Genomic DNA, 14,883 nt, shown 5'->3' on the forward strand with positions numbered 1-14,883 from the left:
GGGTTTTGTAAGTGGCGCTGAAATCCTGGAGATTTTTTCGCGATTAGCGGCGATTTCGGGATTCATTTTACGTCGCCTGCCGGAATCGTCCCGATAAGCGCTCCCAAAGGGCTACTTGCGCCTGTTGCAAGCACCGGATCCGCCTCGCATTGCCAGCCGGACACCCAGGACCTAATAGACATCGAGAGATTGAAGGGAGCGGATATGGTGCCTCTCGATAAAAGGTGGGCGCGAGCCGCGTCGAACCGGCAAACTCCAGCTTTCGCCCATAAACATATGTGGAGCCAGCCGGCGTGACATATAGAGTGCCTTCATTGCCGGAGCTGCCGGTCTCGCATGTGCTTGCCGATATTGGCGCCGCACTCGCTAAAGAGCGGCGTGCCGTGCTTTCCGCGCCGCCCGGCGCCGGCAAGACGACGCTGGTGCCGCTTTATCTCTTAGGGCAGGCCTGGCGCGGCGATGGCAGGATCATTCTTCTGGAACCACGGCGGCTGGCGGCAAGGGCCGCTGCTGCCCGCATGGCCTCGCTACTTGGCGAACAGGTCGGCGATACGGTGGGCTATCGCATGCGGCTCGACAACCGTATCTCTGCCAAGACCCGCATCGAGGTGGTGACGGAGGGTGTCTTCGCGCGGATGATCCTCGACGATCCCGAACTATCAGGCATCTCCACCGTCATCTTCGACGAATTCCACGAGCGCTCGCTGGATGCAGATTTCGGCCTGGCGCTGGCGCTCGACGTGCAATCGGCGCTGCGCGACGATCTGCGCATCCTTGTTATGTCTGCAACGCTCGATGTCGAGCGTGTCGCAGCACTCCTCGACCATCCGCCTGTGATTGAAAGCATGGGCCGCAGCTTTCCGATCGATATCCGCCATCAGGATCGGCCAGCGGGAGAGCGGATCGAGGATGCGGTGACGCGGGCGATACTCAACGCACATGCGAGCGAGCAGGGTTCCATTCTCGCCTTCCTGCCCGGTCAGGCGGAAATCACCCGCACGGTGGAGCGGCTCGAAGGCCGCTTCGGGTCGGAGACGATGATCGCGCCGCTCTACGGCAATCTCAGCCAGAAGGAGCAGGACGCGGCGATCAGGCCCGCAGTCCAGGGCACCCGCAAGATCGTGCTGGCAACTTCGATCGCCGAAACCTCCATCACCATCGATGGCGTGCGCATCGTCATCGACAGCGGATTGCAGCGCCTGCCCGTTTTCGAGGCTTCGACTGGCATCACGCGGCTCGAAACGGTTCGCGTATCGCGTGCCTCGGCCGATCAGCGCGCGGGCCGTGCCGGGCGAACTGAGCCGGGTATCGCCATCCGCTTGTGGCACCCGGGCCAGACGGCGGCGCTTCCGGCCTTTACGCCACCGCAGATTCTTTCCAGCGACCTTTCCGGCCTCGCACTCGACCTCGCTCATTGGGGCGTGCAGGATCCGGCAACGCTTGCCTTCGTCGACCAACCGCCGGCAACGGCGCTTGCCGAGGCGCGGACCCTGCTGCGGCAGCTGGGTGCGCTCGACGCGGACAACGGGCTGACGGCGCGCGGCCGGCTTATGCGCGAGCTCGCCCTACCTCCGCGACTGGCGGCCATGGTTATTTCCGCTGGCGAATTCGGCCAGGCGCGCGAGGCGGCGCTGCTTGCTGTGCTGCTGACGGAACAGGGGCTTGGCGGCCAGAGCATCGATCTGGAAGACCGGCTGCGACGCTTCAAGGCCGAGAAGGGTGAACGGGCCGAGGCTGCGCGTCGTCTTGCCGGGCGTCTCGCTCAAGCGGCCGGTGGCAACGGCAGCACCCCTTCCTCTATTCCTCCGCTCGCCGGCGCACTACTGCTGCATGCCTTTCCCGACCGCATCGCGCTGCAGCGCGGCGGGCGGGGACGTTTCGTCATGGCCAATGGGCGCGGCGCGGAATTGCCGGAGACCGAGCGGCTTGCCGGCTCCCAGATGCTTGTCATTGCCGACCTAACCGGACGTGCGGCGCAGGCGCGCATTCTGGCGGCCGCAGAGATTTCCCGCGCCGATGTCGAAGAGCATTTGCCGGGCGAGATCCGCACCGAAGATCAAAGCTTTTTCGATAAAGCGAGCCGACAGGTGCGAGCGCGGCGGGCGACAAGGCTCGGCGCCATCATCTTCGAGGAAACGCCCCTGCCCCACCCCTCCGGTGAACAGGCGGCGAAAGCGCTGGCCGAAGGTATTCGCGAACTCGGCATTGACGTCCTGCCTTTCTCCAAGGAAGCGATGCAGCTGCGCGACAGGATCGGCTTCTTATACAGGACGATCGGCGAGCCCTGGCCCGACATGAGCGATGAAGCACTGCTTGGCCGACTCGACGAATGGTTCACGCCGTTTCAAAGCGATGCGCGCGGCCTCTCCGATATCTCGGCCGGCGGGCTCTCCAATGGACTGATGTCGCTGGTGCCGCACGAACTGCAGCGCGATCTCGCCCGAATGGCGCCGACGCATTTCGAGGCGCCCACCGGTCAGCGCCATCCTATACAATATGACGGCGAGGAGCCGCTGCTCACCATCCGCGTGCAAGAGCTGTTCGGGCTGAAGCAGCATCCGGCCATCGGCGGCGGCAGATTGCCGCTGGTGCTGGAATTGACATCGCCGGCACATCGCCCGATCCAGACGACGCGCGACCTGCCGGGCTTCTGGGCCGGATCCTGGAAGGATGTCCGCGCCGACATGCGCGGCCGCTATCCCAGGCATCCATGGCCGGAAGATCCGGCCGAGGCCTTGCCGACGACACGCGCCAAGCCAAGGGGGACCTGACGATGGCACGCTTCTTCCGAGGACTGGAAAAACTCTCCGAAGCCGAAATGAAGGCACAGGAGGGCCACCATACCAGCCGGCGGCTAAGGCTACAGACACTGGTGCGCCTGCGCTGGCTGGCAGTCGGCGGCCAGACGGTGACGGTGATGATCGTTGCCTTCTGGCTGAAATTTCCGATGCCGCTCCTGCCGTGCTGCGTGCTGATCGCCTGCCTTGCCTGGATCAACTTCTTCCTGACGCTGCGCTATCCGCCGACGCACCGGCTGGAACCGCCGGCGGCTTTCGCGCTGCTCAGTCTCGATCTTCTGCAGCTCTGCGGGCTGCTGCTGATCACCGGCGGGCTTGCCAACCCTTTCTCAGTGCTGGTCTGCGTGCCCGTCATCATCTCCTTCGCCTCGCAGCCGATCCGCTACAGCATGCCGCTGATCGGACTTGCGATGATCTGCATTAGCGGCCTCGCCTTCTCGCCCTTCCCGCTCCCCTGGTACGAGGGTGTTGCCGTCAACGTGCACAGCGTGATGCAGCTCGGCGTCTGGTGTTCCATCGCCTCCACCATGGCCTTTGCCGCCTTCTATGCCTATCGCGTCTCCATGGAGGCATCGCAGCTCGCGGATGCACTTTCGGCGACGGAGCTGGTGCTGCAGCGGGAAAAGCATCTGTCTCAGCTCGACGGCCTAGCGGCAGCGGCCGCACACGAACTCGGCACGCCGCTTGCGACGATCAGCGTCGTCGCCAAGGAGATGGAACGGGAGCTCAGAGAAGACGACCGGTTCCGCGAGGATGTGGCGTTGCTGCGCAGCCAAAGCGAGCGTTGCCGCGATATCCTGCGGCGGCTGACGACGCTCTCTTCCGAGGATGAGGCGCATATGCGGCGGCTGACGCTATCCTCGATGATGGAAGAGATCATCGCGCCGCATCGCGAATTCGGAATCAACCTGGAACTCATCGAAAAGAGTCCCCGCTCCGGCGAGCCTGTTCTGTCACGCAATGCCGGCATCATGTACGGCCTCGGCAACCTCATCGAAAATGCGGTCGACTACGCCCGCAAGACTGTGACCGTCACGGTGGAATACACCGCCGAAACTCTGACTATTATCATCGAGGACGACGGCGGCGGGTACTCGCCGGAAATACTGGCGCGGATCGGCGAACCCTATGTCACCTCACGCCAGCGCGACGACACGGCAGGCGGGCTCGGGCTCGGGCTCTTCATCGCCAAGACGTTGCTGGAACGCTCTGGCGCTACACTTTCCTTCGGCAATCGCGACGCGGAGACGCCGGGAGCGCGTGTCCGCGTCGAATGGCCGCGCGTGTTAATCGACAGTAATTCGACAAAATGATTTTCGCGGCTTAAAACTGCCATCGTCAAAATCGGTTGAATATGCAGGCGGATGGTCGCCGGGATAGAAGATAAAATGACGGATAAGGAAAGCGTGGCCCCGCAAGCAGGGGCCAAGGATGCCGAGGCCTATATCGGCCCGGATGCTACATTGCTGATCGTCGACGACGATGGCCCCTTTCTGCGCCGGCTGGCGCGGGCAATGGAGACACGCGGCTTTGCAGTCGAGACGGCGGAATCCGTGGCGGAAGGCGTTGCCAAATCCAAGGCGACCCCGCCGAAATATGCCGTGGTCGACCTTCGCCTCGGCGACGGCAACGGGCTCGACGTGATCGAAGCCATCCGCCAGCGGCGTGACGATACACATATTGTGGTGCTGACGGGCTATGGCAACATCGCGACGGCAGTGACCGCGGTCAAGCTCGGCGCGCTCGACTATCTCGCCAAGCCCGCCGATGCAGACGACGTCTATGCCGCGCTGACGCAGCGCCCTGGTGAAAAGGCCGAAGTGCCTGAAAACCCGATGTCGGCGGACCGCGTACGCTGGGAGCATATTCAGCGCGTCTATGAAATGTGTGAGCGCAATGTCTCCGAGACGGCTCGACGGCTCAACATGCATCGCCGCACCTTGCAGCGGATCCTTGCCAAGCGGGCGCCGAAATAGAGCATACTTTGCCTCGGAAGAAGGATGCTGTAGGCGCGAGTTGCAAAAACCACTCGAAGCTAAAGCTCCTCGCTTCCCTCATCGGCGTCCTGCGCTATCGAAGGGCGGGCACCAACCAGGGTCGAGCCACCGGTCTCGACCCGTCCTTCGGACCCCCGAGGGGAGAAGGCAAAATCTTTACCCGTTGCCCACTCGGCCAGCATTAGGCGCTGGGCTGCGGCGCGGGAGAAGTTGAGCGTTACCGACTTGCGCGTCGCCGGCGGCAGGCGATGCTCCGGCGCCTCGCGGATCATATGGGCGCCATAACCATCCGACAGAAACAGCCCGCAATCTTCCGGGAAGATATCCAGGGGCACGTCCTTGTGCGTCGCGAAGAACATCCGGTCGCAATGCTGCCGGTATTCGGGCCATTTGCGGTCGACGCGGAAATCCTCGATCGAGGTCTTGATCTCGATGATCCAGATCTCGCCCTTCTCCGAAAGGCTGATGAGATCGGCGCGGCGCCCGCTGGCAAGGGGCAGCTCGGGTAGCACGGCGTGACGCATGTCATGCAGTAAAAGTTGCACGCCCTTGCGTACAAGCATGGCCCGTTCCGACTGCCGGCCATCTATTAACGGATTGTTATTGTAAACGTTCAAAATCGTCATGAATTGACTCGGGGACAGGCCTGGCGTTGTTGCAAAAAAACCATGTCCTTCTAATTTGCGCGCCGGCACTATTTTTGTAGGGCCAGAGCAGCTTGCAAAGCCAAGTTTAATGGAAAATAAACTTTAGACAAAGATGGTTGATAGCCATCCGTTTCCCGCCACGAAAATTCAAGAGACTTCCATGCGCATCCGTAATGCTATGACCGCACTCGGCCTTGTCGCAATGCTCGCATCGGCTGGCTATGCCACCACCGCCGCAGCAGCGCCGGCCGCTACCGCAAATTCGGCTACCGAGACCATCAAGACGTTCGATGGCGATTATGGTGTGACGACCGACAATGGCTTTCAGCTGCCGGCGATCCCGATCCAGAAGGTGAAGCCGCAGTTCCGCCGTCAGATCGTCGAATACAAGACGGATGAGGCCGAAGGCACGATCATCGTCAACACGCGCGAGCGTCACCTCTACTACATCCTCGGCAATGGCGAAGCGATGCGCTACGGCATCGGCGTCGGCAAGCAGGGCTTCTCCTGGTCCGGCACCGCCTATGTTGCATGGAAGCAGGAATGGCCGAATTGGCACCCGCCGAAGGAAATGGCTGTCCGTCGTCCGGAAATTGCCAAGTATGTCGACGGCGGCATGAACCCGGGCCTTTCCAACCCGCTCGGCGCGCGCGCCATGTATCTCTATAATGAAAAGGGCCAGGACACGCTGTTCCGCCTGCACGGCACGCCGGAATGGGCTTCGATCGGCACCGCCGCCTCCTCCGGCTGCATCCGCCTGATCAATCAGGACGTGATCGATCTCTACAGCCGCGTTCTTCCGGGCCGCAGCACCAAGGTTGTCGTGGTCCAGTAATCACTGGATATTCGGATTGAAAAAGGCCGCCGGATCGATATCCGGCGGCCTTTTTATTTGGGGCGGGTGGCCGTCCCTCCTTCTCCCTTTGGGAAGAAGGTGCCAAGCATTGTTCTTGGCCGCAAAACATCACAAACGAGCTATCAACCCGCCTGCTTTGCCTTCAGTTCGATGCGGCGGCGATGCAGGACCGGTTCGGTATAGCCGTTCGGCTGCTCGCGTCCCTTGAGAACGAGATCGAGGGCGGCCTGGAAGGCGACCGAACTATCGAAATTGCCTGACATGGCGATGTAGTTGGGATCGCCGGCATTCTGCTGATCGACCACCGCCGCCATACGCCTCATCGTTTCGACAATCTGCGCTTCGCTGATGACCTTGTGGTGCAGCCAGTTCGCCATATGCTGCGCCGAGATACGCAGGGTGGCGCGGTCTTCCATCAGGCCGACATTGTTGATGTCAGGCACCTTGGAGCAGCCTACGCCCTGATCCACCCAGCGCACGACATAGCCGAGGATACCCTGGCTGTTATTGTCGATCTCGCGCTGGATTTCCTCCGGCGTCCAGTTCGGCCGCGAGGCGACCGGCACGGAGAGGATGTCTGACAGCTTGGCGCGGGCGCGGCTCTTCAGGTTCTTCTGGACATCGGCGACATTGACGCGGTGGTAGTGGGTGGCGTGCAGCGTCGCTGCCGTCGGGGACGGCACCCAGGCGGTGTTGGCGCCGGCCTTGGGGTGGGCGATCTTCTGCTCGAGCATGGCGGCCATCAGGTCCGGCATGGCCCACATGCCCTTGCCGATCTGGGCATGGCCGGAAAGGCCGCATTCCAGGCCGATATCGACGTTCCAGTTCTCATAGGCGCCGATCCAGGCCGCCTGCTTCATATCGCCCTTTCGGATCATCGGGCCGGCTTCCATCGAACTATGGATCTCGTCGCCGGTGCGATCGAGGAAGCCGGTGTTGATGAAGACGACGCGCTCGCGGGCGGCGCGAATGGCCTCCTTGAGGTTGACCGTCGTGCGGCGCTCCTCGTCCATGATGCCCATCTTCATGGTGTTCCTGGGCATCCCAAGCAGGTCTTCGACGCGCGTAAAGATATCGACAGCGAAGGCGACCTCTTCGGGCCCGTGCATCTTCGGCTTGACGACATACATCGAGCCAGTGCGGGAATTCTTGCGGCGGCCGTTCGGGCCGATGTCGTAGAGCGCGATCAGGCCGGTGATGGCGGCGTCCATGATGCCTTCAGGCACCTCGTTGCCATCGCGGTCGAGAATGGCCGGATTGGTCATCAGGTGGCCGACATTGCGCACCAGCATGAGGGAACGGCAATGCAGATCGAAGGTGCTGCCGTCCGGCGCGGTGTAGGCGACATCGGGGTTCAGCCGGCGCGTGAAGGTCTTGTCACCCTTGACGACTTCCTCTGTCAGATCGCCCTTCATCAGGCCGAGCCAGTTGCGGTAAACTTCGGCCTTGTCCTCGGCATCGACGGCCGCGATCGAATCCTCACAGTCCATGATCGTCGTGATTGCCGATTCCAGGCGGACATCGGAAATGCCGGCCGGATCGAACTTGCCAATGGCCGTGCTCGTGTCGATGACGATTTCGATATGGATGCCGTTCTGCTTCAGCAGGATATGGGTGGGGGCAGCGGCATCGCCGAGATAGCCGGCGAAATGACTGCTATCGGCCAGCTTTATAGCGCCGCCGTTGGTCGTAACCGCCAAAGCGCCATCCTTGACCGCAAGGCCGGTGACGTACTTCCAGCTTGCACCGGTAAGCGGCACGGTGGAATCCAGAAAATCACGAACCCAGGCGATGACCTTCTCGCCGCGCTTGGGGTTATAACCCCTACCCTTTTCGGCGCCATCGGTCTCGGGAATGGCATCGGTGCCGTAGAGGGCGTCGTAAAGCGATCCCCAGCGGGCATTGGCCGCGTTCAGGGCATAGCGGGCATTCATGACGGGAACGACAAGCTGCGGGCCGGCGATCTCTGAGATTTCCGGGTCGACATTGGTGGTCGAGATCGTGAAGGCCGGGCCTTCGGGCACGATATAGCCGATCTCACGCAGGAAGGCTTCGTAGGTGGCGAGATCGACGGGGGCGCCGTTCTTGCGATACCAGTCGTCAAGCGCTGCCTGCATCCGGTCACGCTTGGCAAGGAACTCACGGTTTCTCGGTGCGAGATCGTGGACGATCTTGGAAAAGCCGGCAAAGAAGGCATCTGCATCCACGCCCGAACCCGGTAGCGCCTCCTTGACGAGGAAATCGTAGAGGACCTGTTCGATCTGAAGCCCGTGTTTTTCAATGCGGCTCATGCCATATACTCCTCAAGGCCGTGTTACGGCTCAATTTTTACATGTTGCCACTTTGCTGACGGTTTCACTTCTGTCAATTTGGCAATAGTTCGAAAGATTTATGCCACTCGGGAAATAATCAGTCCGCGGCGATACGGGGACGGCCCGTAGCGGTCGCCACGAACCGGGCCTCGATCAGCTTGCGACTGCCTTCCACCTCGGGCGCATCCACCTGCTCGTCCACCGCAACCACCAGATCCACGGCGCCATTCAGCCTTGCCTGCGCCATCGCCGCCTCGATGGCGCGCGAGCGGGCATCGGCGAAACTGCGATCCTCGTCGGTGAAACGCAGACTTTCGCCGGCGCCGTTCAGCACATAGATGCCATCCTCCGGCATGGTGACGAAAACGGTGACGCTGGTGCGGACCTGACCGACGACGGCACCGACGGCGTTCGCCACATCCGAATCACCAGGAATGGCGTTCTCGGTCGCCAGCATCTCGGCAATGGCGGGATAATAGACCGGAGCGGAAGCACCGAGGCCGACGAGCGGCCGATCGAGCGAAATGGCAAAGCGGGCAATCCCCGGCGCGCGGCGAAGGGCGCGATCGATGGAAATGGATCTCGCGGGATCCAGATCGGCCACGCCATCTTCGGCAAGACAGGCAGCGAGAATGACATCAGCCGACTGGCGGGTGAGGCGATCGACGATCTTCTGCGCCAATTCCTCGACAGATTCGGCGATGAGACGTCCCGAACCATCCTTCAGCCGCATTGCGAGAGCGAGCCCAAGGCGGGCAGCCTCTGCATTCCATTGGTTCTGCCCTCCGAGCACGTGCATGGCATCCGATGGCGTCAGGCCGCTCAGATGCACGAGGCCGCGCGCGACAAGCCGATCCAGCGTCGCCTTCTGCGACGTCATCGTCAGAAGCTTATCGAGCGCAACGGGCACGCTGCCGATGCGATCGAACAACGCCTGCTCCGGGCTGCTGAGGCCGCTTGCCAGATGATCCGGCACGCCGGTGCGGAGCGCAAAGCGGCCGGCATTGCGGGCGAGATGCGTCGCCCGCAGCTGCTGCTCCAGGACATTCAAGACGGCATCGCCATGCGTGTGAGCGGCGAGGCTCAGCGGCAACAAGCGGCGCGGGCCGAGTTCGAAGGCGGCGACGAGGCCGCGGTCGTTGATCTTCACTTCGGAATCGCCGCCAAGGCCATAAGTGCGCATGGCAACGGCCTCGACCATGGTGCGGTAGCCTCCGACCACAGCGCCATCGGCATCGAGACGCGGCCTGCCATCCTCCATGACGGCGACATCGGTGGTGGTGCCGCCGATATCGGAAACGACGGCATTGTCGAGGCCTGTGAGATAGCGCGCGCCGACGAGGCTTGCCGCCGGACCCGAGAGGATCGTCTCAATCGGGCGGAGCTTGGCTTCATCGGCCGAAATCAAGGCGCCATCGCCGCGCACCACCATCATCGGGGCGGAAATGCCGCGTGTCGCTAAAAAACCTTCGCAGGCGCCGACGAGACGATCGATCATCGAGACGAGGCGGGCATTGAGCAGCGTCGTCAGGGCGCGGCGCGGTCCGCCCAATTTGGAAGAGAGTTCATGGCTGCAGGTGACCGGCAGATGCGAGATTTCGCGGATGCAATCGCGCACCCTGATTTCATGAGCCGGATTCCGCACGGCGAAATAGCCGGCGACGGCAAAGGACGACACCGACTTCGCCAATTCGGGTAACGCATCGCGCAGCGCCGTCAGATCGAGCGGGTTTTCGTTGCCGTGAACATTGTGGCCGCCAGGAAGATAGAGCACGGGATCGGATCCCAATGCTTCCGCAAGGCCGTCACGCTTGAGGTCCTCGGGGCCAAAGCCGATCATGACCAGGCCGGCCCGACCGCCCTGCCCTTCCACTAGCGCGTTGGTAGCAAGCGTCGTCGACAGCGATACGAGGCCGATCGCCGAAACCGGAATGTTGGCCTTCGCAATGACCGCATCGACGGCGCCGGCAATGCCGATGGCCAGATCATGCCGCGTCGTCAGCGATTTCGCCTTGGCGACCACGCCATCGGTTTCATGGAAGAGAACGGCATCGGTGTAGGTTCCACCCGTGTCGATGCCGAGCAGGAAATGAGACGTCACGACAATATCCAGCCTTGAATGCACTGTGATGTCGTTATTGCACCCTTCCGGGCCGGGCCGCTAGCTGGCAAACGGCAAAAACAGTCCTACCGCCTCGTAACCCGCATCGGCAGACCGCCACGCGGCTGAGTGGTCAGCTTCTGCACCGGCCAGGGATCGGTCTCATCCGTCAGGTCGAAGCGGAAGCGGCGCATCATGACGGCAAGGGCGATGACCGCTTCCTGAAGCGCGAAAGTGGCGCCGATGCAGACGCGGGGACCGGCGCCGAAAGGCAGATATTGGAAGCGGTTGATCTTGCCGCGGTTCTCCGGAAGGAAGCGCTCGGGCATGAAGGCGCGCGGCTTTTCCCAGTAGAGTTCGTGGCGATGCAGTGTCCAGGGCATGATCAGGACGGTGATGCCCTTCTCCATCGTCACACGCTCGCCCTTGGCGCTCGTCCATTCGTCATCAGCGATGGCGGCACGATTGATCGACGGCGCCGGCGGATAGAGGCGCATCGCCTCCTCAAAGGCGGCGCGGACATGCGGCATCAGGTCGAGCCAGGCGACCGGCTCGGCATCGGTTGCCAGCACGCGGTCGATTTCCTCTTCCATGGCATCGCGAATATGCGGGCTATTGGCGACGCAATAGAGCGCCCAGGCAAGGGCACGGGCTGTTGTCTCGTGGCCTGCGCCGATGAAAGTGAGGATATTGTCCTCGATCTCATCCATGGTCAGTCCATCCGGACCGGCCTTTTCGAGCAGCAGCGTCAGGAAATCATCCGGCGCGCTGGCGCGATCCCGCCGCATCTTGTCCAGCCGCTGATCCATTGTGGTGCGGACGATGCCGCGGAACTTGTCGAGCACGCGCTGGCCGCCAATGCGGGTGATGCGTGGCACCCAGGCAGGAGCGCGCAAAAGATCCATCGGATCGACCCGGCCCATGCGATGCAGGAGCTCATTGACTTCATCTGCGAAATGCTCGCCTTCGGTGACGATCTCGCCGGAAAACAGGGTCTCCGCCAGGATGGCGAAAGTCAATTCGGTCATGTCGGTGGCAATATCGAATACGGCGCCCTCCGCGCCGATGTCCTCGTATTTTTGCACATAGTCCAGGCTTTGGCTCAGCATCTGGCCGGCGAAGCCCTGTGCGTGGCGTGGTGTGAACACCGGTGCCACAGCCTTGCGTGAGCGCTTCCAGACCGGCCCTTCCGCCGTCAGCAGGCCATCGCGCAGAATGGGCCGCAGCACGAGCTGGCGGATATCGGCCATGCGGTAATTGGCGGCATTATCGACCAGAACATGCTTGATCAGGCCGGGGTCGTTGACGATGAGCGTCCGCTCGTTGAAGAACTTGGTCTTGATCCAGGGCAGCGTATAGGAGGGCTCGCCCCAGAGTTCGAGCGGATTGCGCAGGATGGTTTTGATGATGGTCCACCGCGACGGCGGAATGGTACGCGGGATCGGCGCCGGCGGAGAGAAGGCTTCCGGAATCATATCCATGGATCAACTCTCCTCGAAAACCGACCGCTGCTGGATCTATGCCGCTGAAGCGGCGCGCCCATCCGATATGGGGAACGCCGCTTACGAAATCCAGACGATAAAACGTCGCGCTGCGCGCCTATAAAAGCGACTTCAGGTCGCTTAGCTTATCATTGATGAGCCAGCCGTAGTAATTTTCTTCCGGCCAGACCGGCTGCGAAGAGCCGCGGTTCTTGGCCGCGAGGGCGGCGGCGCGCTTGCGGGAGTTGCCGAGATTGTAGAGTGTCGCGGTGATGCCCGGATTGCCAGAGATATCCATGCCGGCGATCGAGCGGTAGTCGTCGATCGACTTCCGGATCGAGGCCGCGACGAAGGCAAGCGACAGGTCCGGGTCCATGATCGCCTTGTAGACGCCGCCCGCATCCTTCTCGCTGAGCTTCGGGATGCCCGAGGTGCGGCTGACGAGATCCGATAGCTCAAGGGCCGTCAGCGGATTGACCTGGCCGAGGCCGAAAGTCTGACCAGCATAGAAGGGCTGGAAGAAGACCGCGCTGAAGCGATTGTCGGGATAGGATGTGCCGCCGACCGTCTTGCCGCGGAAATCATCTTCCCAAACATCCTCTCGGCAGGTCCAGAGGCTGTAGGAATCACCCTTGCCCTTGCAGGCATCGAATTGCGGCCGCGCAACGAAATCGTCGACGTTTTCGCCATTATAGGCGAAGCGGAAGCTCTGGCCGGCATAGGAAGCCGCTTTGACATAGTAGGACTGCAGACCGTCATAGGCATCGACATTATAGGTATGCTCGCCGACGAGCGCGCCGATGATGTGGATCGGATCGATGCCGTAGGCCCGCGCTGTCGACTTGATCTTTGCCATCAGCTTCGTATCGGTCGCCAGCAATTCGCGGACTTTCTGATACTTGCGCTCAAAGCTCGAATTCGTGCCGCGGGTCCGCCGGACCGAAGCGCCGGGAACCGGCGGCTGCTCGGCATTGCGGTTGCCCGAGGGCACCGCGGTCGCCGCATCCGCATAGGCTGGTATCCAGGAAAAGCTGACAACTGCCAGAAGAAGAGTGATCAGTATCCGTCGCAAGATGGCTGTCCTGTCGAAGTTTAAACCGATGTTTCCGTGCGGCTGCCTGACGGATAATCTTGGCCGAATAAAGCCACGCGACACAAAGAAACGGGTCTCTAGCGCGGATGATTTTAGGTCTGTCGACCTAAAATCTGAATCCGCTCTAGCATCAAAAAAGTAGAGCGTGATGTCGTCCGAAAACCACATACACTTTTCGGCATCACGCTCTAACTAAAAAGTTAACGGCCCGCTGTCGAGTGTTTACTGTCTTAAATCGCCTTTGCCGGCCCGCTTACAGAATGAAGCGGGACAGGTCGGTGTTGCTGGCGAGGTCGCCGACATGCTCGCGGACATAGGCGGCATCGATGGTTATCGATACTCCGGCACGATCCGAGGCGTTGTAGGAGATCTCGTCGAGCACCCGCTCCATGACCGTCTGCAGGCGACGTGCGCCGATATTCTCGACGGTGGAGTTCAGATGTACGGCGACATCGGCGAGAGCGTCGATCGCGTCATCCGTGAAGTCGAGCTTCAGGTCTTCCGTTTCCATCAGCGCCTTGTACTGGCGGATGAGGCTTGCCTGCGGCTCCGTCAGGATGCGGCGGAAGTCTTCCTTGGTCAGCGGCCGGAGTTCGACGCGGATCGGCAGGCGACCCTGCAGTTCCGGCAGAAGATCCGAAGGCTTGGACACGTGGAACGCACCGGACGCGATGAAGAGGATGTGGTCTGTCTTGACCGGACCATACTTGGTCGACACCGTCGTGCCTTCGACCAGCGGCAGCAGATCGCGCTGCACGCCTTCGCGGGAGACGCCAGCACCCATGCCGCCGTCGCGGGCGGCGATCTTATCGATCTCGTCGAGGAAGACGATGCCGTCATTTTCGGCCGATTGCACGGCTTCGCGCTGGATCGCCTCGTTGTCGATCAGCTTGTCGGACTCGTCGCGGATCAGCTCCTTGTAGGAATCCTTGACCGTCGTGCGCACCTTCTTCGTGCGGCCGCCCATGGCCTTGCCGAACATTTCGGAGAGATTGAGCACGCCGATATTGGCGCCGGGCATGCCGGGGATTTCGAAGCCGCCAGGCATGCCGGAGCCGGTATCGGCCACTTCGATATCGATTTCCTTGTCGTCAAGCTGGCCGTCCCGCAGCTTCTTGCGGAAGCTGTCGCGCGTTGCCGGCGAGGCGGTGGCACCAACCAGCGCATCGAGCACGCGCTCTTCGGCGCTCATATGCGCCTTGGCCTGCACCTCGGCGCGCTTCTTTTCGCGCACCAGACCGATGCCGACTTCGACGAGATCGCGGACGATCTGCTCGACATCGCGGCCGACGTAGCCGACCTCGGTAAACTTGGTGGCTTCGACCTTGATGAAGGGGGCGCCGGCGAGCTTGGCAAGGCGGCGGGAGATTTCCGTCTTACCGACACCGGTCGGGCCGATCATCAGAATATTCTTGGGCATGACTTCGTCGCGCAGCTCAGGTTCGAGCTGCTGGCGGCGCCAGCGATTGCGCAGTGCAATCGCCACGGCGCGCTTGGCCTCATGCTGGCCGACAATATAGCGATCGAGTTCGGAAACGATCTCGCGGGGGGAAAAAGTGGTCATTTCGTATGTTCCCTGTCAGGGCTGGAAACTATCA

10 protein-coding genes are annotated in these 14,883 nt (G+C 61.8%); 4 read left to right on the forward strand and 6 right to left on the reverse strand.

Annotated features, from left to right (window positions below; translation table 11 throughout):
• Positions 1–305: 305 nt before the first annotated feature.
• From hrpB to AC13QE_RS25485, 3 genes are all read left to right on the forward strand, one after another.
• Complete coding sequence (hrpB, locus tag AC13QE_RS25475) at positions 306–2,771, forward strand: ATP-dependent helicase HrpB (protein ID WP_488485886.1); 2,466 nt, start codon at positions 306–308, stop codon at positions 2,769–2,771.
• Between the two features lie 47 nt (positions 2,772–2,818).
• Entirely contained in the window at positions 2,819–4,111 is a 1,293-nt protein-coding gene (locus tag AC13QE_RS25480) for an ActS/PrrB/RegB family redox-sensitive histidine kinase (RefSeq protein WP_488485887.1), read from the forward strand.
• 75 nt (positions 4,112–4,186) lie between these two features.
• On the forward strand, positions 4,187–4,774 hold the full coding sequence (locus tag AC13QE_RS25485) for an ActR/PrrA/RegA family redox response regulator transcription factor (protein ID WP_132719574.1): 588 nt from the start codon (positions 4,187–4,189) through the stop codon (positions 4,772–4,774).
• A gap of 59 nt (positions 4,775–4,833) precedes the next feature.
• On the opposite strand, the gene AC13QE_RS25490 is transcribed toward AC13QE_RS25485, so the two are convergent.
• A complete protein-coding gene (locus tag AC13QE_RS25490; RefSeq protein WP_488485793.1) occupies positions 4,834–5,421 on the reverse strand; it encodes an MmcB family DNA repair protein in 588 nt (195 codons plus the stop codon).
• Positions 5,422–5,602: 181 nt separating this feature from the next.
• On the opposite strand from AC13QE_RS25490, the gene AC13QE_RS25495 reads away from it, so the two are divergent.
• Positions 5,603–6,277, forward strand: coding sequence for a L,D-transpeptidase (locus tag AC13QE_RS25495; protein ID WP_112414816.1), 675 nt, complete (start codon positions 5,603–5,605; stop codon positions 6,275–6,277).
• Between the two features lie 143 nt (positions 6,278–6,420).
• Here AC13QE_RS25495 and AC13QE_RS25500 read toward each other — a convergent pair whose 3' ends face one another.
• The 5 genes from AC13QE_RS25500 to hslU form a co-directional block, all read right to left on the reverse strand.
• Positions 6,421–8,589 (reverse strand): malate synthase G, encoded by a 2,169-nt coding sequence (locus tag AC13QE_RS25500; RefSeq protein WP_488485794.1) that lies wholly within the window; start codon positions 8,587–8,589, stop codon positions 6,421–6,423.
• 118 nt (positions 8,590–8,707) lie between these two features.
• Positions 8,708–10,711, reverse strand: a complete 2,004-nt coding sequence (locus AC13QE_RS25505) for a hydantoinase/oxoprolinase N-terminal domain-containing protein (protein ID WP_488485795.1) — start codon at positions 10,709–10,711, stop codon at positions 8,708–8,710.
• An 86-nt stretch (positions 10,712–10,797) separates the two neighbouring features.
• Entirely contained in the window at positions 10,798–12,192 is a 1,395-nt protein-coding gene (locus AC13QE_RS25510; protein WP_488485796.1) for a cytochrome P450, read from the reverse strand.
• A 118-nt stretch (positions 12,193–12,310) separates the two neighbouring features.
• Positions 12,311–13,264 carry a DUF1402 family protein gene (locus tag AC13QE_RS25515; protein ID WP_488485797.1) on the reverse strand — a complete coding sequence of 318 codons (954 nt, stop codon included), beginning with the start codon at positions 13,262–13,264 and terminating at the stop codon, positions 12,311–12,313.
• Between the two features lie 274 nt (positions 13,265–13,538).
• The gene (hslU, locus tag AC13QE_RS25520) at positions 13,539–14,849 is read right to left on the reverse strand and encodes an ATP-dependent protease ATPase subunit HslU (protein WP_488485798.1); all 1,311 of its coding nucleotides are present in this window, start codon (positions 14,847–14,849) and stop codon (positions 13,539–13,541) included.
• Positions 14,850–14,883: the final 34 nt, after the last annotated feature.

This window comes from Martinezella sp. CNPSo 3957 (assembly GCF_057784395.1).